Here is a 21617-nt window from a genome sequence, read left to right as displayed (position 1 = left end):
GCTCGGCTGACCCTCATCCCCGAAAGGCTTCCCAGTGAGCACCGAAGCGTACGTGTACGACGCGATCCGCACCCCGCGCGGCCGCGGCAAGGCGAACGGCGCCCTGCACGGCACCAAGCCGATCGACCTGGTCGTCGGCCTCATCCACGAGCTCCGCGACCGCTTCCCGACCCTGGACCCTGCCGCGATCGACGACATCGTGCTCGGCGTCGTCGGCCCGGTCGGCGACCAGGGCTCCGACATCGCCCGCATCGCCGCGATCGCCGCCGGGCTGCCGGACACGGTCGCGGGCGTGCAGGAGAACCGCTTTTGTGCGTCGGGCCTGGAGGCGGTGAACATGGCTGCCGCCAAGGTCCGTTCGGGCTTCGAGGACCTCGTCCTCGCGGGCGGCGTCGAGTCCATGTCCCGGGTGCCGATGGCCTCCGACGGGGGCGCCTGGTTCAACGACCCGATGACCAACCTCGCCGTCAACTTCGTGCCGCAGGGCATCGGCGCCGACCTGATCGCCACCATCGAGGGCTTCTCGCGCCGCGACGTCGACGAGTACGCGGCGCTCTCCCAGGAGCGGGCGGCGACGGCCTGGAAGGAGGGCCGCTTCGACCGCTCCGTCGTCCCGGTGAAGGACCGCAGCGGCCTCGTCGTCCTCGACCACGACGAGCACATGCGCCCCGGCACCACCGCCGACTCCCTCGCCAAGCTGAAGGCGTCCTTCGCGGACATCGGCGACCTGGGCGGCTTCGACGCCGTCGCCCTGCAGAAGTACCACTGGGTCGAGAAGATCGACCACGTCCACCACGCGGGCAACTCCTCCGGCATCGTCGACGGCGCCTCGCTCGTCGCGATCGGCAACAAGGAGGTCGGCGAGCGATACGGCCTCACCCCGCGCGCCCGCATCGTCTCCGCCGCCGTCTCCGGCTCCGAGCCCACCATCATGCTCACCGGCCCCGCGCCCGCGACCCGCAAGGCGCTCGCCAAGGCCGGGCTGACCATCGACGACATCGACCTCGTCGAGATCAACGAGGCCTTCGCGGCCGTCGTCCTGCGCTTCGTGAAGGACATGGGCCTGTCCCTGGACAAGGTCAACGTCAACGGCGGCGCGATCGCCCTCGGCCACCCGCTCGGCGCGACCGGCGCGATCATCCTCGGCTCGCTCGTCGACGAACTGGAGCGCCAGGACAAGCGGTACGGCATCGCCACGCTGTGCGTGGGCGGCGGTATGGGCATCGCCACGATCGTCGAGCGCATCTGACCCCCTCCCGACGGATCACACGGAGCACCTCCACATGAGCACTGAGTCCACCACCATCCGCTGGGAACAGGACCGCGCCGGCGTCGTCACGCTGGTCCTCGACGACCCGAACCAGTCCGCGAACACCATGAACCAGGCGTTCCGCGACTCCCTCGCCGTGATCACCGACCGGCTGGAGGCCGAGAAGGACACCATCCGCGGTGTCATCATCACCTCCGCCAAGAAGACCTTCTTCGCCGGCGGCGACCTGCGCGACCTGATCAGGGTCACCCCGGACACCGCGCAGGACCTCTTCGAGGGCGGCATGGCGATCAAGCGCCAGCTGCGCCGCATCGAGACCCTGGGCAAGCCGGTCGTCGCCGCGATGAACGGCGCAGCCCTGGGCGGCGGTTACGAGATCGCGCTCGCCTGCCACCACCGCATCGCCCTCGACGCGCCCGGCTCCAAGATCGGCTGTCCCGAGGTCACCCTCGGCCTGCTCCCGGGCGGAGGCGGCGTCGTCCGTACCGTCCGCCTCCTCGGCATCGCCGACGCCCTGCTGAAGGTCCTCCTCCAGGGCACCCAGTACAACCCGCAGCGGGCCCTGCAGAACGGCCTGATCGACGACGTGGCCGCCACCCAGGAGGAACTGCTCGCCAAGGCCCGCGCCTTCATCGAGGCCCACCCCGAGTCGCAGCAGCCCTGGGACCGGCCGGGCTACAAGATCCCCGGCGGCACGCCCGCCAACCCCAAGTTCGCGGCGAACCTGCCCGCCTTCCCGGCCGGCCTGCGCAAGCAGACCAACGGCGCCCCGTACCCGGCCCCGCGCAACATCCTCGCGGCGGCCGTCGAGGGCTCCCAGGTCGACTTCGAGACCGCGCAGGTCATCGAGGCGCGCTACTTCGTCGAGCTGGCGGCCGGCCAGACGTCGAAGAACATGATCCAGGCGTTCTTCTTCGACCTCCAGGCCGTCAACTCCGGCGCCAACCGGCCCGAGGGCATCGAGCCCCGCAAGGTCCGCAAGGTCGCCGTGCTGGGCGCCGGGATGATGGGCGCGGGCATCGCCTACTCGTGCGCCCGCGCGGGCATCGAGGTGGTCCTCAAGGACGTGGCGCTGGAAGCCGCCGTCAAGGGCAAGGGCTACTCCGAGAAGCTGTGCGCCAAGGCGGTCTCCCGGGGCCGTACGACGCAGGAGAAGGCCGACGCGCTGCTGGCCCGCATCACGCCGACGGCCGACCCGCAGGACGTGGCCGGCTGCGACGCGGTCATCGAGGCCGTCTTCGAGAACCCCGAGCTCAAGCACAAGGTCTTCCAGGAGATCCAGGGCATCGTCGAGCCGGACGCGCTGCTGTGCTCCAACACCTCGACCCTGCCGATCACCGTGCTGGCCGAGGGAGTGGACCGCCAGGCCGACTTCGTCGGACTGCACTTCTTCTCGCCCGTCGACAAGATGCCGCTCGTCGAGATCATCAAGGGCGAGCGGACGGGCGACGAGGCGCTGGCCCGCGCCTTCGACCTGGTCCGGCAGATCAACAAGACGCCGATCGTCGTCAACGACTCCCGCGGCTTCTTCACCTCCCGCGTCATCGGTCACTTCATCAACGAGGGCGTGGCGATGGTCGGCGAGGGCATCGAGCCCGCGTCGGTGGAGCAGGCGGCGGCCCAGGCGGGTTACCCGGCCAAGGTCCTGTCCCTGATGGACGAGCTGACGCTCACCCTCCCGCGGAAGATCCGCAACGAGTCGAAGCGGGCCGTGGAGGAGGCGGGCGGCGTGTGGGCGTCCCACCCCGCGGAAGCCGTCATCGACCGCATGGTCGACGAGTTCGGCCGCGAGGGCCGCAGCGGGGGAGCGGGCTTCTACGACTACGACGCGGACGGCAAGCGGGCGGGCCTGTGGCCGGGCCTGCGCGAGCACTTCACCCGCGAGGGCGCGCAGATCCCCTTCCGGGACATGCAGGAACGCATGCTGTTCTCCGAGGCCCTGGACACCGTCCGGCTCCTGGAGGAAGGCGTCCTGACGTCGGTCGCCGACGCCAACATCGGCTCCATCTTCGGCATCGGCTTCCCCGGCTGGACCGGTGGTGTCCTGCAGTACATCAACGGCTACGAGGGCGGCGTCGCCGGTTTCACGGCCCGCGCGCGTGAGCTGGCGCAGCAGTACGGCGACCGGTTCACGCCGCCGGCGCTGCTGGTGGAGAAGGCGGGGAAGGGCGAGCGCTTCGGGGACGCGTGACGCCGGGGGCGGCGGGGAGTTCCTCGCCCCGCCGCCCCAGGGCCCGTTGGGGAGCACAGGCCCCCTTGCCCAGTTCCTGACGGCTCATCACACTCGCCTCATGGAGACGCGTACCGCCCTGGTGACCGGAGCGGCGCAGGGCCTCGGGCAGGAGTTCGCCGTCGCGCTCGCCGGGCGCGGCTACCGGGTCGCCGGTCTGGACCTCGTCCCGCAACCGGAGACCGCCGGAAAGATCCTGGACTACGTGGAGTTGACGGCCGACGTCACCGACGAGGCTCAGGTGCGCCGGGGACTGGAGCGCGTCATCGACCGGTTCGGCACGCTGCACGTCGTCGTCAACAGTGCCGACGTCCAGCCCGCGAACCCCTTCGAGGAGACGTCGGTCGAGGAGTGGCGCCGGATCATGCGCGTCAACCTGGAGGCACCGTTCCTGGTGACCCGCGCCGCGCTGCCGTATCTGAAGGCGGCCGGCCGGGGCCGCGTCGTCAACATCGCCTCGGCGGCCGTGCTCACCGCCCCGCCCACGATGGTCCCGTACGTCGCCTCGAAGATGGGCCTGATCGGCTTCACCCGCTCGCTCGCCACCGCCCTCGCGCCCTACGACATCACCGTCAACGCCATCGCGACCGGCTTGGTCCGCGACCGGCAGGTGGTGCCGAGGGCGCAGACGCCGTCCGACCTGGTCTCGACGCTGCTGTACGTCGTCGACGAGGGCAGCGGCTTCCTGACCGGGCAGACACTCGACGTGTCAGGCGGATCGGCCTTCACCTGAGACGCCGCCCAGCCAGTCCCGCAGCTCCTCGCGCAGCGACCGCTGAAAGGTCGTCAACAGAGCCTGCACCACCAGAGGTTGCATGTGCGCGGACAGCGACTTCACGTCCCGTGCCGCGCGTTCCGAGACCTCCCCGCGGAACAGCTGCGCCAACTCGTGCGCGGCGGCACGCGAGTGCTCGATGAGGACCTTGCGCGCCGCGAGGATCGCCTCCTGCGACAGCGGTACGTCCAGCAGCCCGACTCCCAGCCGCAGCAGCCCGAGGTCGACGCGATAGCCGGCACCGCCCTCGCCGCCGCCGTCCGGCTTCACCACACCCATCGCGGCCAGCCGCTCTACGTCGTCGTCGCCGAGCGCCCGCCCCGCCCGCCGCTCCAGCTCCGCCCGCGAGACCGTCTCCACCGCCTCCGGCGCCCACGAGGCCACCACGGCCCGGTGAATGGCGAGGTCATGGGCGTCCAGATCCGGCGGCAGCTGCTGCACATACCGCTCGATCGCCGCGAGCGTCATGCCCTGCTGCTGCAACTCCTCGATGAGCGCCAGCCGGGCCAGGTGCTCGCGCCCGTAGTGGCCCACCCTGCGCGGACCCAGCACCGGAGGCGGCAGCAGCCCTTTGGTTCCGTAGAACCGCACCGTGCGGACCGTCATGCCCGCCCGCGCGGCCAGCTCGTCGATCGTGAGGGTCGTCTCCTCGGTGCCGGTCGTCATGTGCAGCAGTATCGCTGTCTCACCGGTGCTGTGACACCTCCGGCGACTCGTGGGGCGGGGCGGGACCGCCGTGTGAGAAGTAACGCTGTGTGACGTCCGCCACCGCGTGAGCCGGGTTGCCTGGGGGAAGGTGACCCCTTGGTCTGTGCACTTATCAAGCGCACAGGCCATACGTACGTCCGGCCGCCCGAGCGCAATCCGCTCGGGCGCACCAGAGATTGGTACCACCCGTGAGCAAGGACGCCGTGAATACGGCAGTGGCCGCACCCCGCACCGACGCGGCCCAGGTGCCCGCGGATGCGGGCGACGCCGGTTACAGCAAGGACCTCAAGGCCCGCCACGTCAACATGATCGCCATCGGCGGGGCCATCGGCACCGGCCTCTTCCTCGGCGCCGGCGGCCGCCTCCACAACGCGGGCCCGGCGCTGGCGATCGCCTACCTGGTCTGCGGCATCTTCGCCTTCTTCGTGGTGAGGGCCCTCGGCGAGCTCGTGCTCTACCGCCCCTCGTCCGGCTCCTTCGTGTCGTACGCACGTGAGTTCCTCGGTGAGAAGGGCGCCTACGTCGCCGGCTGGATGTACTTCCTGAACTGGTCGACGACCGGCATCGCCGACATCACCGCGATCGCGCTCTACACGCACTACTGGAGCCTGTTCACCGACATCCCGCAGTGGGTGCTGGCCCTGATCGCCCTGGCGGTGGTCCTCGCGGTGAACCTGATCTCGGTGAAGATCTTCGGCGAGATGGAGTTCTGGTTCGCGATCATCAAGGTCGCCACGCTGGTGGCCTTCATGTTCGTCGGCATCTTCCTGCTGGCCACTCAGCAGGAGGTGGGTGGTACGACGCCCGGCCTGAGCGTGATCACCGACAACGGCGGCGTCTTCCCGCACGGCTTGATGCCCGTCGTCCTGGTCATGCAGGGCGTGATCTTCGCGTACGCCGCCCTGGAGCTGGTCGGTGTCGCGGCGGGCGAGACCGCCGAGCCGGAGAAGGTCGTCCCGCGCGCGGTGAACTCGATCATGTGGCGCGTCGGTGTCTTCTACGTCGGCTCGGTCGTCCTGCTGGCCCTCCTCCTGCCCGGCTCGGTGTACTCGGCCGACCAGAGCCCGTTCGTCACCGTGCTGTCGAAGATCGGCGTCCCGGCCGCGGGCGACGTGATGAACCTGGTGGTCCTGACGGCGGCGATGTCCTCCCTGAACTCCGGCCTCTACTCCACGGGCCGCATCCTGCGCTCCATGGCGATGGCGGGTTCGGCCCCGAAGTTCACGGCCCGCATGAACCGCAGCCAGGTGCCCTACGGCGGCATCCTGCTCACCTGCGCGGTGTGCGTCCTGGGCGTCGGCCTGAACTACCTCATGCCCAGCCAGGCCTTCGAGATCGTGCTGAACGTCGCCTCCCTCGGCATCATCTCGACCTGGGTGATCATCATGATCTGCCACCTGATCTTCGTCCGCCGCGCCAAGGCGGGCCTGGTGGACCGACCGCACTTCCGCCTCCCCGGCAGCCCGGTCACGGAGATCGCCACGATCGTCTTCCTGCTCGCCTGCCTCGGCATGATGTGGAACGACCCCGAGGTCGGCCGCAAGACCCTCCTCCTCATCCCGGTGATCGCCGCGATGCTGGTCGCAGGCTGGTACGCGATCCGCCGCAGGGCGGCCCGCGCGGAGGACCAGGAGCTGACCGAGCTCACGAAGTAGTCCCAAGGCCGTTGTCAGAGGCGGCCTCTACGGTGGCGTCATACCGGAGATCACGTATGTCCGGGGTGACGCCACCGTTGCGTGGGCATGATCGCCCCAAGGGGGCGGTACGACCATGGAGGGCCGGAGTTGAGCCGAGACACCGACGTACTCGTGCTGGGCGGCGCCGGCGTGGACACCATCGTGTACGTCCCCGAGCTGCCGCTCCCGTACGCCGACAGCTACATGATCGACTCAGGGATCCGCACCCGCGCCGGACAGACCGGGGACTTCGTGGCCGTCGGTCTGAGCAGCCTCGGCCTGCGCACCCACCACGTCGACTTCCTCGGCGAGGACCCCGAGGGCGACCTCGTCCGCGCCCTGCACCGCGAACACGGCATCGCCCTCACCGCGATCCCGCAGCCCGCCGGCACCAAGCGCGCGGTCAACCTGGTCGGCCCGGACGGCAGACGGCTGTCCCTCTACGACACGAGCCGCGGACACGCCGGGGACCGCCTGCCGGAACAGACGGTCCGGTCTCTCGCCGACGCGAGCCGCCATGCGCACGTCTCCATCACCCAGCCGTGCGCCCACGCCCTGCCCCTCCTCCGCGAGGCCGGTGTCACGCTCTCCACCGACCTCCACAACTGGGACGGCGAGAACCCGTACCACGAGTCGTTCGCCCACGCGGCGGACGTCGTGTTCCTCTCGACGGCCGCCCTGGACGACCCCGAGCGGACCATGCGCCGAATTGCCGAGAAGGGCAGGGCCGAGGTGGTCGTGGCCACGGCCGGAGCCGAGGGCGCCTACCTGCTGACCGACGGCGAGCTGAGCCACGTCCCGCCGGTCCGGCCCCCCGCCCCGGTCATCGACTCCAACGGCGCCGGTGACGCCTTCGCCGCCGCCTTCCTCTACGGCAGGCTCACCGGCGAGCCACCGCACCGATGTGCGCTGTACGGCGCGGTGGCCGGCGCCCATGCCTGCACGGTGCCGTCGACGCGGACGGCACCGATGGGCAGGGACGAACTCATCGAGAGCGCAGCCGCATGCGAGGGTTCATAGGACGCCCGACGACGTCAGTGCTCGTGCACGCCGTTCGTCGCCGCGATCTTCTTCCAGGACTTCGGCTGTACCGGATCCGCGCCCGACCTGGCGATGGACGCCGCGCGTGCGGTCGGCGCGGCCGGCTTCGACGGCTCGAACAGCCATGTGTCGAAGAGCGCTGCCAGCGGCTGCCCGGACACCTCCTCGGCGTACCGCTGGAAGTCGGCCACCGACGCGTTGCCGTAGGCGTACTTCTGCGTCCAGCCCTTGAGGATGGCGAAGAACGCCTCGTCCCCGATCTCGTTGCGCAGCGCCTGCAGGGTCAGCGCACCCCGGTCGTAGACGGCGATGTGGAACTGCTTCTCCGGCCCCGGATCCCCGGGCTTGACCGACCAGAACGCATCGTCGGCCGCACGCGAGGCGTACACGTAGTCGGCGATCTCCTGCGCCGTGCCCTCACCCTCGTGCTCCGACCACAGCCACTGTGCGTAGCGGGCGAACCCCTCGTTGATCCAGATGTCCTTCCAGTCCTTCACGGACACCAGGTCGCCGTACCACTGGTGGGCGAGCTCATGGACGACGACAGAGGTGTTCGTTCCGTTCGCGAAGTTCGACGGGCTGTAGAACGGCCGGGTCTGCGTCTCCAGCGCGTACCCGGTGTTCGTGTTCGGCACATACCCGCCGAGGGCGTTGTAGGGATACGGCCCGAAGTAGCCGGTCAGCCAGTCGGCGATCTCCCCGGTCCGCTCGATGCTCGCCCGCGCCGCGCCGTAGTTGGCGCCCAGGTCCTTGCTGTAGGCGTTGATGACCGGAATGCCGCTCTCGCTCGTCCCCGTCGTCACGTCGAACTTGCCGACCGCGAGCGTGGCGAGATATGTCGCCTGCGGTTTGTCGGAGCGCCAGTTGTAGCGGGTCCATCCCAGGCGTGAACTCGTCGACTGCAGTGTGCCGTTGGAGATGGCCTGCGTGCCGTCCGGGACCTGCACCGAGACGTCGTACGTCGCCTTGTCGAGCGGGTGGTCGTTGCTGGGGAACCACCACCACGCGGCCTCGGGCCCGTTCGCCCCGACTCCGCCGTCCGCAGTGCGGTGCCAGCTGGTGAAGCCGTACGCCTTCTTCGACGACGGTACGCCGCGGTAGCGCACGACCACCGTGACGTCCGTGCCCTTGGCCAGCGGCTTCTTCGGCGTGATCTCCAGCTCGTGCTCGCCCGAGGTCGCGAACGACGCCTTCGCGCCGTTGACCCGGACCTCGCTGACGTCCAGCAGGAAATCAAGATTGAACCGGGACAGATCCTGTGTGGTCTTCGCCAGCAGGGTCGCCGTCCCCTCCAGCTCGTCCGTGGCCGGCTGGTACTTCAGCCGGAGGTCGTAGTGGGAGACGTCGTATCCGCCGTTGCCGTAGGCCGGGTAGTAGGGATCGCCGATGCCCGGAGCGCCGGGGGAGTGGCTCGCCGCCGAGGCCGGGATCGCCAGCATCAGCGAGGCGGCCGCGAGTGCGCCCGGCGCCATGAATCTGCGGTGCACGAAAGCTCCAAGTCGTAGGGGCCCGAAGTCTGTCCGGAGCCTATTCACCACCTGTGTCACGAGTGTGTCCATGACCACTGCTGTCACACGATCGCCATTCGGCCGACATGAATCCACTCGCCCGGCAGACGTTTATCGGCCACGAAGGCCTCACACGCCATCAGTCGCCCCCTTCTGCACGAGAGTTGACCGATGTACCGTCCGCGCATGCCGAAACGCATGCGCTTCATGATCTGGAGACCGCTCGCGACGGTGGCCGCAGCCGCGCTGATGGCCACGTTCCTCTCACCCGCGACGGCGCACGCCGCCCCGCGGGAGAGCAAGCCCGTGTACTCGTACGACAACGCCATCCGCGAGGCCGTATGGGTGGACACCGGACTCGACGACGACCGCGACGGGAAGAACGACCGCGTCGCCGTCGACGTCGTCCGGCCCCGGGAGCCGGCGGCGCAGGGCCGCAGGATCCCCGTCATCATGGACGCCAGCCCGTACTACTCGTGCTGCGGACGTGGCAACGAGAGCCAGAAGAAGACGTACGACGCCGACGGCGACGTCGTCGGGATGCCGCTGTTCTACGACAACTACTTCGTGCCCCGCGGCTACGCCTTTGTCGGCGTCGACCTCGCCGGCACCAACCGCTCCGACGGCTGCGTGGACGTCGGCGGCCGCTCCGACGTCCTCTCCGCGAAGGCCGTCGTCGACTGGCTGAACGGCCGCGGCAAGGCGTACACGACCCGCACCGGCACGACCAAGGCCAAGGCGACCTGGACCAACGGCCGCACCGGCATGATCGGCAAGAGCTGGGACGGCACCATCGCCAACGGCGTCGCCGCAACCGGCGTCGAGGGCCTGCGGACCATCGTCCCGATCAGCGCCATCTCCTCCTGGTACGACTACTACTTCCAGCAGGGTGCCCCGCTGTACGACTCCGGCCCCGAGTGGCTCTCCGACTACGTCAACAGCCCCGACGCCCGCGCCAAGTGCGGTGCCGTCCAGCAGAAGCTCGTCGACGGGGCCCCGCGCACCGGCGACTGGACGCCGCTGTGGACCGAGCGTGACTACGTGAAGGATGCGCGCAAGTTCAGGGCGAGCGTCTTCCTGATCCACGGCATGCAGGACCTCAACGTCCGTATGAAGCACGTCGGCCAGTGGTGGGACGCGCTGGCGAAGAACGGCGTCGAGCGCAAGATCTGGCTCTCCCAGACCGGCCATGTCGACCCCTTCGACTTCCGCCGCGCCGAGTGGGTCGACACCCTGCACCGCTGGTTCGACCACGAGCTCCTCGGCTACGACAACGGCATCGACCGTGAGCCGATGGCCGATATCGAGCGCCACCCCGACCAGTGGGCCACCTCGAAGGTCTGGCCGCCGCGCGGCACCGACCCGACCACCCTGCGCCCCGCCAAGGGCACCGAGGCGGGCGTCGGCACCCTCGGCCTGCGAAAGGGCAAGGGCACCGAGACCTTCACCGACGACCCGCAGCACAGCGAGACCGACTGGGCCGCGAACATCGACCGGACCACCCCGGACAAGGCGGGCTTCGTCACCAAGCCGCTCACCCGCGACCTGCGCCTGTCCGGCTCGTCCGAGGTCACCGTCACCGCGACCCCGACCACCTCGACGGCCCACCTCTCCGCCGTCCTCGTGGACCTCGGCCCCGACACCATCCGCGACTACGCGGCGAGAGGCGAAGGCATCACCACCCTCACCGACCGCACCTGCTGGGGCGCGAGCACCCCCGGCGACAGCGCCTGCTTCAAGGAGACGCAGGCCAAGACGGCCGACGTCGATTACACCGTCGTCAGCCGCGGCTGGGCCGACCTGGGCAACCACGCCTCCGACCTGGAGGGCGCGCCGCTCACCCCGGGCAAGGCGTACACCATCACCGTCGACCTGGCGGCCACCGACCACGTGGTCCCGGCCGGCCACCGCCTCGCCCTGATCGTCGCGGGCACGGACAAGGACCTGATCGACCCTCCGTCGACCAAGCCGACGCTCACCCTGGATCTCTCCCGTACGAAGGCCCGCGTCCCGCTGGTCGGTGGCGCCCACGCCTTCGCACGCGCCACGGCGGGTTCCGTCCTTGCAGCTCCCGAGGCCGCGCCGCTCGACGGCCTGAGCGCACCGCGCACCACCACTCACCGCATCCCGGAGGGAGGCCAGTGATCCGCACCCGAGCCGTCACCCTGGTCGCCGCGGCCCTCGCCGCATCCATCGTCGCCATACCGGCCCACGCCGCCGACTCCGCGCCCCGCACCGGCTTCGAGAAGTCGGACGGCGCCCGCTGGACCAGTCAGCCCGAGGAGCAGGACTTCCTCGCGGCCGTCGACAAGGCGAGCAACAGGGTCTCCGTCACCCGCATCGGTACGACGAAGCAGGACCGCCCGCTCCAGCTCGTCCGGATCGGCACCCGCCCCACCCCGAACAAGGTGCTGCTGATCTGCAGCCAGCACGGCGATGAACCCTCCGGCCGCGAGGCCTGTCTGTCCACCGTCCGCGATCTGGCCTACGCGAAGGACCGGCAGACCCGGCGCTTCCTGGAGCGCACCACCCTGCTGGTGGTGCCCACGGCCAACCCCGACGGCCGGGCCGCCGACACCCGCGGCAACAGCGACGGCGTGGACGTCAACCGCGACCACCTCGCACTCCAGACCGCCGAGGGGCGCGCCATGGCCGCGGTCGTCCGCGACCAGCGCCCCGACGTGATCTACGACCTGCACGAGTACGGCGCCACACCCCCGTACTACGACAAGGACCTGTTCGACCTGTGGCCGCGCAACCTCAACACGGACGCCCGCGTCCACGAGGAGGCGCGGACCCTCTCCGAGTCGTACGTGCGCCCCGCCGCGTCCGGCGCCGGTTACTCGACCGGTACGTACGGGATCTGGACCGACCCCGTGACGGGCGAGCCGATCAAACAGGTCGCCGGTGACGGGCAGGAACGCATCCTGCGGAACATGTCCGGCGTGAAGCACTCGCTGGGGCTGCTGATCGAGAGCCGCGTCGATCCGCTGACCGAGGAGGAGAAGGCCGACGCGTCGCTCAACAACCGGCGCCGGGTGTACTCCCAAGTCGCCGCGCTGGACGGCCTGTTCGACTTCACCGACGCCCGTCGAGGGCAGGTCGAGGTGGCGACCGGCCTGGCCAGGCTCGCGGGGTTCGCCGACACCGGACCCGTCTACATCGGCGGCGCCGACAACGACCCGGCCGAACCCGCCGAGGTGATCGCCGACCCGCCGTGCGGATACCGGCTCACCACCGACCAGTACGCGCAGGTCAAGGACGAGCTCGCGCTGCACGGAGTGAAGGCGAAATCGACCGCTACCGGGGCGTTTGTCCCGCTTCGGCAGTCCTTGCGCGGCCTTGTCCCGCTACTTCTGGACGAGCGCGCTCCGTATCGCCTGACTGCTGCTGAGCCGGACACCGACTGCTGAAACGGCTGCGATCGGGGGAATCTGTGGTAGGTCCTGGGAGACGACGTGGAGAGGGCGTATCCACGGTTTCCCGGGGAAGGTGCCGCTGATGACTGACGATCTTAAGAAGAGAGGTGGCCGGGAAGGCCCTGCGGACGACTCCGGCCACCGCAGCACCGACCGAGTGGTGTTCGGCGTCACCGCCGTCATCACCCTGGCCTTCGTGATCTGGGGCTGGGCAGCCACGGACTCGCTGGAGAGCGTGTCCACGAAGATGCTCAACGGCCTGATCCACAATGGCGGCTGGGCCTTCATGCTCGCCGCCTCCTGCTTCGTGGTCTTCGCCCTGTGGCTGGCGATCAGCCGCTACGGCCGCATCCACCTCGGCGCCGAGGGCGAGGAACCCGAGTTCAAGACGGTGTCCTGGGTCGCGATGATGTTCAGCGCGGGCATGGGTATCGGACTGATGTTCTACGGCGTGAGCGAGCCGCTCTCGCACTACAACGCGCCACCGCCCGGCACCACCCCCGCCGACTCCGCCGAGCGCATGGAGACGGCGATGGCCACGACCCTCTTCCACTGGACGCTGCACCCCTGGGCGATCTACGCGGTGGTCGGCCTCGCCATCGCCTACAGCACCTTCCGCAAGCGTCGGCGCCAGACCATCAGCGCGGTGTTCACCCCGCTGATCGGTGAGAAGCACGCCAACGGTGCCGGGGGACGGGTGATCGACATCCTCGCGATCATCGCCACCGTCTTCGGCTCCGCGGCCTCCCTCGGCCTCGGCGCGCTCCAGATCGGCTCCGGCTTCCAGGAGCTGGACTGGATGGACGACGTGAGCGAGGGCCTGCTCGTCGCCATCATCGCCGTACTGACCCTGGCCTTCGTCCTCTCGGCCGTCTCCGGCATCGAGCGGGGCATCCAGTGGCTGTCCAACACCAACATGGTGCTCGCCCTGATCCTCGCGGTCTTCGTGTTCGTCGCGGGCCCCACGATCATCGTGCTCGACCTGCTGCCCACCTCGATCTTCGCCTACCTGGGCGATCTGCCCCAGCTCGCCGGCCGCACCGAGGCCAGCGGCGGCGAGGGAGTCGCGGACTGGCTCGGCAGCTGGACCGTCTTCTACTGGGCCTGGTGGATCTCCTGGACGCCCTTCGTGGGCATGTTCATCGCGCGCATCAGCCGCGGGCGCACCATCCGGCAGTTCGTCGGCGGCGTCATCCTCGTGCCCAGCACCGTCAGCCTGATCTGGTTCGCGATCTTCGGCGGTACGGCGATGAAGCTGAAGGAGGGTGGCGCACTCGGCGGTGAGGAGACCCCGGAGGGTCAACTCTTCGCCGTCCTGCAGGAGTTCCCGATCGCGACCGTCACCAGCCTGCTGGTGATGATCCTGGTCGGCATCTTCTTCGTCTCGGGTGCCGACGCCGCGTCCATCGTGATGGGCACGCTGTCCCAGAAGGGTGCACTGGAACCCGGCCGGTTCGTCGTCGTGTTCTGGGGTGTGGTGACCGGAGCCGTCGCGGCCATCATGCTGCTCGTCGGCAGCGGTCAGGGCGACGCGCTCACCGGCCTGCAGAACCTCACGATCCTGGCCGCCGCGCCGTTCGTCCTCGTGATGATCGGCATGTGCGTCGCACTCGTGCGCGACCTGCGCCGGGACCCGATCATCGTGCGAACCGAGATGGGCTCGGAGGCCGTCGAACTCGCCGTGATCGAGGGCCACAAGAAGTACGACGGAGACTTCGAGATCAGGGTCGGCCCGGGCGCCGGCACCGAGACGGAGGGCGACCCGCTGGGCCACGACCACGGCTGAGCGGTACGCACGCAGGCGCGGAGGGGGCGAGCCGGAAGGCCGCCCCCTCCCGCGTGCCTCGCCCAGGCGGGCCACGCATCCGGTCGGTCGCCTGTTCGCCGTCATCCAGGGACGTAAGCGGAATATGTCATGCCGCGCTCATATCGGTCCCGCCCTGGGGATACTCACAGCATGTCTGCCGAGTACGCGACCTTCGGCCTGGCACCGGCGATGCGTGCCGGTGGCGTCCTCGCCAACGGTGACTACCAGGTGCACCGGGACTTCGTGGACTTCATCGTCGACGGACGCCCGCTGCTGTTCCAGCTGTCCGACCTCGACGCCGTCTCCCCGCTCGCCTCCGACGTGCCGCCCGCCATCTTCACCGCGCAGGTCCGCAGCCTGCTGCTGGAGGCGGAGGCCCCGCTTCCGGGCGGCCGCTATGTCATCTACGGCTGCCCCGAATGCGAGGACCTCGCCTGCGGAGCGGTCACCGCGCTCATCGACAAGGACGGCGACGACTACATCTGGCGGGACTTCGCCTGGCAGACCGACGAACACGCCGACCTGGAGCTCAACGGCTACCACGGCATCGGACCCTTCCGTTTCCACTGCGCCGAGTACCGCTCGGCGCTGGGCTCCCTGCTCGACGGCGACTCCGAGGCACCGCGCCGCCGGGTCCTGCTCATCGGCGCCCGCGTCGCCCTCCTGGCCAAGCTCGCCGCCGCCCTGCGCACCATCGGCATCGGCGCCGAGATCACCGATGACGTGAGCGGCGTCGCCGTCGACGAACTGCGCACCTATGGCGCCGTCGCCTTCGGTCGTGGCATCGGCGAGGAGCAGCGGGCCGCCGCACGCCGTGTCTTCACGGAGGCCGGAGTCGACGTCGCGTATGTCGACGGCCTCGCGCCGATCGTGCCGTTGCTGGTCGCACAGATCGAACACGCACTGGACCGCAGCCCGGTCGAACAGCGGCGCCTGACCCGCCTGGTGGCCGCCGACGGCGAGGCGGGCGTCGAGGTCACCTCGCCCTGCCGCGTCCAGCTCACCGCGTACCGCGTCGACCGCCTCTACCGCACCCACACCCACGAGGTCTTCGACGGCGTCCTGGAACCGGGCCGCCACCGCATCGCGCTGGACGCGAAAGCGGTGAAGGGGGAGGCGTTCGTGGTGGCGCGGACCTCGGGGGGTGTGCTGGTGGAGGCGATGGCGCGGTGAGGGCGTACGGGCCCTTGGAGGCGCCGGTCCGCTGAGACGAAGGTGCTCGCGGCCCTGCGCGGCGACTAGGATCGCGCTCTGTGAGTGCCACCCTCGTCGCCAAGAACCTCGCCGCCGGTCACGGCGACCGTTCCCTGTTCAGCGGGCTCGACCTCGTCGTGGCGCCCGGAGATGTGATCGGCCTGGTCGGGGCCAACGGCGCGGGCAAGTCCACGCTGCTGCGCCTGCTCGCCGGGCTGACCGCACCGGAGGAGGGCGACCTGCGGCTGTCCCCGCCGACCGCGACCGTCGGTCACCTCCCGCAGGAGCCCGAGCGGCGCCCCGGCGAGACCGTACGGGAGTTCCTGGCCCGGCGCACGGGAGTCGCCGAGGCCCAGCGCGCCATGGACGAGGCGACTCAGGCCCTCGTCGACGGGGCACCGGGCGCCGACGACGCGTACGCCACGAGCCTGGAGCGCTGGCTCGGTCTCGGCGGCGCCGACCTCGACGAGCGGGCCGAGGAGACCGCCGACTCGCTGGGACTGGCCGTGGACCTGGACCAGCCGATGACCTCCCTGTCCGGCGGCCAGGCCGCCCGCGCCGGCCTCGCCTCGCTGCTCCTGTCCCGCTACGACGTCTTCCTGCTCGACGAGCCGACCAACGACCTGGACCTCGACGGCCTGGAGCGCCTGGAGCGGTTCGTCGGCGGCCTGCGCGCCGGCACCGTGGTCGTCAGCCACGACCGCGAGTTCCTCACCCGCACGGTCACCAAGATCCTCGAACTCGACCTCGCCCAGCAGCAGATCAACCTCTACGGCGGCGGCTACGAGGCCTACCTGGAGGAGCGCGACGTGGCCCGCCGCCACGCCCGCGACGACTACGAGGAGTACGCCGACAAGAAGGCCGCCCTCCAGGACCGGGCACAGACCCAGCGCGCCTGGATGGACAAGGGCGTGAAGAACGCGCGGCGCAAGGCGAGCAACGACAACGACAAGATCGGCCGCAAGTTCCGCAGCGAGGCCAGCGAGAAGCAGGCCGCGAAGGCCCGCCAGACCCAGCGCATGATCGAGCGCCTGGATGTCGTCGACGAACCGCGCAAGGAGTGGGAACTGCGCATGGAGATCGCCTCCGCACCGCGTTCCGGCGCGGTGGTCGCGACCCTGCGCGACGCCGAGGTGCGCCGCGGCGCCTTCAGCCTCGGCCCGGTGTCCCTGCAGATCGACTGGGCGGACCGGGTGGCCGTCACCGGCGCCAACGGCGCGGGCAAGTCGACGCTGCTGGGCGCCCTGCTGGGCCGTATCCCCCTCACCGCCGGACAGTCGGCGCTCGGCTCCGGCGTCCTGATCGGCGAGGTCGACCAGGCCCGCAAGCTCTTCCACGGCGAGGAGTCCCTGCTGGACGCCTTCTGCGCCGCGGTCCCGGACACCGAACCGGCGGAAGTGCGCACCCTCCTGGCCAAGTTCGGTCTGAAGGCGGACCATGTCCTGCGCTCCGCGGCCACCCTCTCCCCGGGCGAACGCACCCGGGCCGCGCTGGCGCTGCTGCAGGGCCGGGGAGTCAACCTCCTGGTCCTCGACGAGCCGACCAACCACCTCGACCTGCCGGCCATCGAGCAACTGGAATCGGCCCTGGACGCCTACGAGGGCACGCTGCTCCTGGTCACCCACGACCGCCGCATGCTCGACGCGGTCCATGTCACGCGCCGCCTGGAGGTCGCCGACGGCAAGGTGACCGAGCGCTAGCGACGGGCTCCGCCGCCGGATCGAGCGAGTCGGCCGGCCAGCTCCGGGTAGTCGACGACCAAGCCGTCGTCGTCGAACTCGATGTCGCTGCGGAAGTCTCCGGAGGCGAAGCGAACCCGGTTGCGCCCCAGGTGCCTGTAGGCCTGCCGAGACGGCAGGACCGCCAGGTCGGGCACCGACACCCACGCCATCAGGAACTCCCGTTCCCCGGGCGTCAGACGGAGCCCGTGCCGCAGCACCGGCATCGTGTTGGTCAGCGGGCACAGGCCCAGGTCGCAGTCGAGGGCGCCGTCTACGTCGGGCAGATGCTCACCGTCGGCCGTCCACCGGCCCGCTCCGTCGTGCCGCAGGTCGAGCGTGCGGGTGCCGCCCGCGGACTCGGCGGTGACGCGCAGCCGACGCGTCACGAAGCCGTCCGCCGTGTCGAGTTCGTACGAGATCCAGTACGGCTCCGGCGTCGTCCCGACGGCTCGGCCGCGGGCTCGCAGGGCATCGTCGCCGAGCTCGGCCCACGCGGTCTCGATGCCCTTGCTCCCCGACACCGCCCAGGTGATGACACGCGACTTCGGCATGCCGTCACCCTACGGGCGAACGGGCCCGGACCCTCCGTGTCACATCCGTGTCGTGCGGAGAGTCCGGGCCCTGCGTGTCGTGTCAGCGCTTGCCCTTCGGGTCGACCAGACCCGCGCGGCGCAGGGCGTCGGCCATGGCGCTGTTCGCCGGAGGCGGTGCCTGGCGCGAGCCACCTCCGCCACCGCCACCGCCGCCGCGGCCCTGGCGCTGCTGGGGCGGCCGCCCGCCCCGCTGCCGGCGCTCACCGCCGCCCCCGCCCTGCTGGGCCTGGGGAGCGGTCTCGTCGTCGAGGCGCAGGGTCAGGGAGATCCGTTTGCGCGGGATGTCGACGTCGAGGACCTTCACCTTGACGATGTCACCGGGCTTGACCACGTCCCTCGGGTCCTTGACGAAGGTCTTCGACATCGCGGAGACGTGCACCAGCCCGTCCTGGTGGACACCGACGTCCACGAACGCCCCGAAGGCCGCCACGTTCGTCACGACGCCCTCCAGGACCATCCCGGACGCCAGGTCGGCGATCTTCTCGACGCCCTCCTTGAAGGTGGCCGTCTTGAAGGCGGGACGCGGGTCGCGCCCGGGCTTCTCCAGCTCCTTCAGGATGTCCGTGACGGTCGGCAGACCGAACGTCTCGTCCACGTAGTCGTTCGGCTTCAGCGACCGCAGCACGCTCGTGTTGCCGACGAGTGCGGCGACCTCCTGGCCCGACGTCTTCACCATCCGCCGGACCACCGGGTACGCCTCGGGGTGCACGCTGGACGCGTCCAGCGGGTCGTCGCCGCCGCGGATGCGCAGGAAGCCCGCGCACTGCTCGTACGCCTTCGGGCCCAGCCGTGCCACGTTCTTCAGTTGCGAGCGGGACTTGAACGGGCCGTTCGCGTCGCGGTGGGACACGATGTTCTCGGCGAGTCCGGAGGTGATGCCGGAGACGCGCGAGAGCAGCGGTGCGGAGGCGGTGTTGACGTCGACGCCGACGCCGTTCACACAGTCCTCCACCACCGCGTCCAGCGAGCGCGACAACTTCACCTCGGACAGGTCGTGCTGGTACTGGCCGACGCCGATCGACTTCGGGTCGATCTTCACCAGCTCGGCGAGCGGGTCCTGGAGCCTGCGCGCGATGGAGACCGCGCCGCGCAGCGACACGTCCATGTCGGGCAGTTCCTGGGACGCGAAGGCGGAGGCCGAGTACACCGAGGCGCCGGCCTCGGACACCATCACCTTGGTGAGCTGCAACTCCGGGTGCTTGGTGATCAGTTCACCGGCGAGCTTGTCCGTCTCGCGCGACGCCGTGCCATTGCCGATCGCGACCAGTTCGACCGCGTGCTCCTTCGCCAGCCGCGCGAGCTTGGCGATCGCCTCGTCCCACTTGTTCGCCGGGACGTGCGGATGGATCACGTCGGTGGCCACCACCTTGCCGGTGGCGTCGACGACGGCGACCTTCACACCCGTACGGAAGCCGGGGTCCAGGCCCAGCGTCGCGCGCGTGCCCGCCGGGGCGGCGAGCAGCAGGTCGCGGAGGTTGGCCGCGAACACGCCCACGGCCTCGTCCTCGGCGGCCGTGCGCAGGCGCAGCCGCAGGTCGATGCCGAGGTGGACGAGGATGCGGGTCCGCCAGGCCCAGCGGACCGTGTCCTTCAGCCATTTGTCGCCGGGGCGGCCGCGGTCGGCGATCGCGAACTTGTGGGCGACGATGCCCTCGTACGACGAGGGCCCCTCGGTGTGCTCCTCCGGCTCCAGGACGAGGTCGAGGACCTCCTCCTTCTCGCCGCGCAGCATCGCCAGGACGCGGTGCGAGGGCAGCTCGGTGAACGGCTCGGCGAAGTCGAAGTAGTCCGCGAACTTCGCGCCCGCCTCCTCCTTGCCCTCCCGCACCTTGGCGGCCAGCCGGCCGCGGCCCCACATGCGCTCGCGCAGCTCGCCGATCAGGTCGGCGTCCTCCGCGAACCGCTCCGTGAGGATCGCCCGGGCGCCGTCCAGGGCGGCCTGCGGATCGGCCACGCCCTTGTCGGCGTCCACGAACGCCGCCGCGGCGGCAAAGGGGTCGACCGTCGGGTCGCCGAGCAGACCCTCAGCCAGGGGCTCAAGGCCGGCCTCGCGGGCGATCTGCGCCTTGGTCCTGCGCTTCGGCTTGAACGGCAGATAGATGTCCTCGAGCCGCGCCTTCGTCTCGGCGCCGCGGATCCGGGCCTCCAACTCCTCGGTCAGCTTGCCCTGCTCACGCACCGACTCGAGGATCGCCGTGCGCCGCTCCTCCAGCTCCCGCAGATAGCGCAGCCGCTCCTCGAGCGTGCGCAGCTGCGCATCGTCGAGCATCTCGGTCGCTTCTTTGCGATAGCGGGCGATGAAGGGCACCGTCGAACCGCCGTCGAGCAGCTCCACGGCAGCCTTGACCTGCCGCTCTCGTACGCCGAGCTCCGCGGCGATCCTGTCTTCGATGGACCCTACGAGGGGTGTCGTCACGATCCCGTCCCGCCTTCTCACTGAGGTTGCGCGGCAATTGTGGCAGGTAGCACCGACAACCGGGGATCAGGGCGGCGACCCGGCCAGGTCGTGGCGGGTCGCGGGCCGGGCGGCGGGACGAAATCAGACCCTGCGGCTGCGCGTGCTGCTGGAAGCTCCGCCGAAGAGCCGAGCGAGAGCGCGGAACGGCAGCGTGACGACGGTCGCGATGGCGCCACCGATCTGGCGCAGTACGTCTGCGATTGCACGGAACACGTGATCACCTTCCTTGTGGTTGGAGACCCCGAGTACCGCAGCTCGGCCCTGCTATGCAGCGTGATCCGAATGCCTTGTGCAGCCGGTTGTCCCAGCCCGGCCGGCGCAGGCGATCAGGACTTGCCGAGGAGGTCCTGGGGGAACGCCCCCGCCGCCACCACCGCGCGGGTGAACCCCGTGGCGAGCTCCGTGAGGCGGGCGACCCGCTCCGCGCCGAGGTGTTCGTACGGAGCCCGGTCGAGGCGGTCCGTCTCGGACTCGATGCGTTCGCGCAGGGCGACGCCCGCCGGGGTGAGGTCACCCGTGTCGTCCAGGAGGCCGCGCTCGCGCAGGCGGTCGGACGCCGCGTCCCAGTCCTCCCGGGTCCAGCCGCGCGTGCTGCACACCCACTTCGGCGTCATTCCCTTGCCGGTCGCCGTGTGGGTCACCACGGCTTCGAGGCCGTCGAGCCCCTCGGACATCAGTACGGCGAGGTGCCCGTCACCCCGGTGCTCGCGCAGCAGCGTCGTGGCGTGGAAGTAGGCCAGGTGGGTCTCCTCGGGGACCGGCAGGTCCGCGTGCGCCGAGTACAGGGGCCGGGCGCTGCGGGAACAGGCCTCGGTGGCCTGGAGCGCCAGGTGCGCGGCCTCCGCCATCTCCGGGGACGTCACCGTCTCCTCGCCCAGCAGCCGACGCAGCGCCGCATCGACCGCACGCGCGCGTGCCGCCAGTACGTCCTGCGGGGACGCGATCGCCCAGACCGCCGGTACGTGCCGGGCCACCAGGTCGTATTTGTAGTTGTAGAACGTCGCCGTCACCGCACCCGCCCCGACCGGGCCCAGCGCGGCCGCCCTGACCGCGAAGTTGACGGCCCTGGGGTGCGTGATCCCGAGGTCGCCCAGCTCCTTCCCCGTCTCGGGGGCGAAGTAGGACGTGGAGTGCAGGGAGTTGAGCATGTTGTGGCAGCGGCGGGCGGCACGCGGTTCCAGGGCGGAAGTAGTCATGCCCGGCACGTTACCAACCGC

At 70.3% G+C, this 21617-nt stretch carries 16 protein-coding genes; 10 read left to right on the top strand and 6 right to left on the bottom strand.

The window, feature by feature from the left end; all coding sequences use genetic code 11:
* Positions 1-34 precede the first annotated feature (34 nt).
* The 3 genes from OHT51_RS06565 to OHT51_RS06555 all read left to right on the top strand — a co-directional run bounded on the left by OHT51_RS06565 (position 35) and on the right by OHT51_RS06555 (position 4233).
* Entirely contained in the window at positions 35-1249 is a 1215-nt protein-coding gene (locus OHT51_RS06565) for an acetyl-CoA C-acetyltransferase (protein ID WP_328877939.1), read from the top strand.
* 34 nt (positions 1250-1283) lie between these two features.
* A complete protein-coding gene (locus tag OHT51_RS06560; RefSeq protein ID WP_328877938.1) occupies positions 1284-3461 on the top strand; it encodes a 3-hydroxyacyl-CoA dehydrogenase NAD-binding domain-containing protein in 2178 nt (725 codons plus the stop codon).
* Positions 3462-3561: 100 nt separating this feature from the next.
* The gene (locus OHT51_RS06555) at positions 3562-4233 is read left to right on the top strand and encodes an SDR family NAD(P)-dependent oxidoreductase (RefSeq protein WP_328877937.1); all 672 of its coding nucleotides are present in this window, start codon (positions 3562-3564) and stop codon (positions 4231-4233) included.
* Here the strand turns inward: OHT51_RS06555 and OHT51_RS06550 are convergent.
* Entirely contained in the window at positions 4210-4941 is a 732-nt protein-coding gene (locus OHT51_RS06550) for a MerR family transcriptional regulator (protein ID WP_328877936.1), read from the bottom strand. The genes OHT51_RS06555 and OHT51_RS06550 overlap by 24 nt on opposite strands.
* A 230-nt stretch (positions 4942-5171) precedes the next feature.
* On the opposite strand from OHT51_RS06550, the gene OHT51_RS06545 reads away from it, so the two are divergent.
* Together OHT51_RS06545 and OHT51_RS06540 are read left to right on the top strand one after the other, a co-directional pair.
* The gene (locus tag OHT51_RS06545) at positions 5172-6638 is read left to right on the top strand and encodes an amino acid permease (RefSeq protein WP_328877935.1); all 1467 of its coding nucleotides are present in this window, start codon (positions 5172-5174) and stop codon (positions 6636-6638) included.
* 129 nt (positions 6639-6767) lie between these two features.
* On the top strand, positions 6768-7679 hold the full coding sequence (locus tag OHT51_RS06540) for a PfkB family carbohydrate kinase (protein WP_328877934.1): 912 nt from the start codon (positions 6768-6770) through the stop codon (positions 7677-7679).
* 14 nt (positions 7680-7693) lie between these two features.
* Here the strand turns inward: OHT51_RS06540 and OHT51_RS06535 are convergent, their stop codons facing one another.
* Complete coding sequence (locus OHT51_RS06535) at positions 7694-9187, bottom strand: M1 family metallopeptidase (RefSeq protein WP_328877933.1); 1494 nt, start codon at positions 9185-9187, stop codon at positions 7694-7696.
* 207 nt (positions 9188-9394) lie between these two features.
* On the opposite strand from OHT51_RS06535, the gene OHT51_RS06530 reads away from it, so the two are divergent.
* The 5 genes from OHT51_RS06530 to OHT51_RS06510 all read left to right on the top strand — a co-directional run bounded on the left by OHT51_RS06530 (position 9395) and on the right by OHT51_RS06510 (position 17328).
* Positions 9395-11353 (top strand): Xaa-Pro dipeptidyl-peptidase, encoded by a 1959-nt coding sequence (locus tag OHT51_RS06530; protein ID WP_328877932.1) that lies wholly within the window; start codon positions 9395-9397, stop codon positions 11351-11353.
* The gene (locus OHT51_RS06525) at positions 11350-12621 is read left to right on the top strand and encodes a M14 family metallopeptidase (RefSeq protein ID WP_328877931.1); all 1272 of its coding nucleotides are present in this window, start codon (positions 11350-11352) and stop codon (positions 12619-12621) included. The genes OHT51_RS06530 and OHT51_RS06525 overlap by 4 nt, the downstream gene beginning before the upstream one ends.
* An 88-nt stretch (positions 12622-12709) precedes the next feature.
* Positions 12710-14413, top strand: coding sequence for a BCCT family transporter (locus tag OHT51_RS06520; RefSeq protein ID WP_328877930.1), 1704 nt, complete (start codon positions 12710-12712; stop codon positions 14411-14413).
* 171 nt (positions 14414-14584) lie between these two features.
* Positions 14585-15607 carry an oxidoreductase gene (locus OHT51_RS06515; RefSeq protein WP_328877929.1) on the top strand — a complete coding sequence of 341 codons (1023 nt, stop codon included), beginning with the start codon at positions 14585-14587 and terminating at the stop codon, positions 15605-15607.
* 80 nt (positions 15608-15687) lie between these two features.
* Positions 15688-17328, top strand: coding sequence for an ABC-F family ATP-binding cassette domain-containing protein (locus OHT51_RS06510; RefSeq protein ID WP_328877928.1), 1641 nt, complete (start codon positions 15688-15690; stop codon positions 17326-17328).
* Here the strand turns inward: OHT51_RS06510 and OHT51_RS06505 are convergent.
* The 4 genes from OHT51_RS06505 to OHT51_RS06490 form a co-directional block, all read right to left on the bottom strand.
* Positions 17325-17900: a putative glycolipid-binding domain-containing protein gene (locus tag OHT51_RS06505; RefSeq protein ID WP_328877927.1), complete on the bottom strand. Its 576-nt coding sequence runs from the start codon at positions 17898-17900 to the stop codon at positions 17325-17327. The genes OHT51_RS06510 and OHT51_RS06505 overlap by 4 nt on opposite strands.
* Positions 17901-17982: 82 nt before the next feature.
* On the bottom strand, positions 17983-20358 hold the full coding sequence (locus tag OHT51_RS06500; RefSeq protein WP_328877926.1) for a Tex family protein: 2376 nt from the start codon (positions 20356-20358) through the stop codon (positions 17983-17985).
* 123 nt (positions 20359-20481) lie between these two features.
* Positions 20482-20613, bottom strand: a complete 132-nt coding sequence (locus OHT51_RS06495; RefSeq protein ID WP_010042827.1) for an LPFR motif small protein — start codon at positions 20611-20613, stop codon at positions 20482-20484.
* A 113-nt stretch (positions 20614-20726) separates the two neighbouring features.
* Positions 20727-21596, bottom strand: a complete 870-nt coding sequence (locus OHT51_RS06490; protein ID WP_328877925.1) for an SCO6745 family protein — start codon at positions 21594-21596, stop codon at positions 20727-20729.
* Positions 21597-21617 lie beyond the last annotated feature (21 nt).

This window comes from Streptomyces sp. NBC_00299 (genome assembly GCF_036173045.1).
GTDB lineage: Bacteria > Actinomycetota > Actinomycetes > Streptomycetales > Streptomycetaceae > Streptomyces > Streptomyces machairae.
The sequence above is the reverse complement of the archived record's forward strand: the minus strand, read 5'-3'. Positions and strand labels throughout refer to the sequence as shown.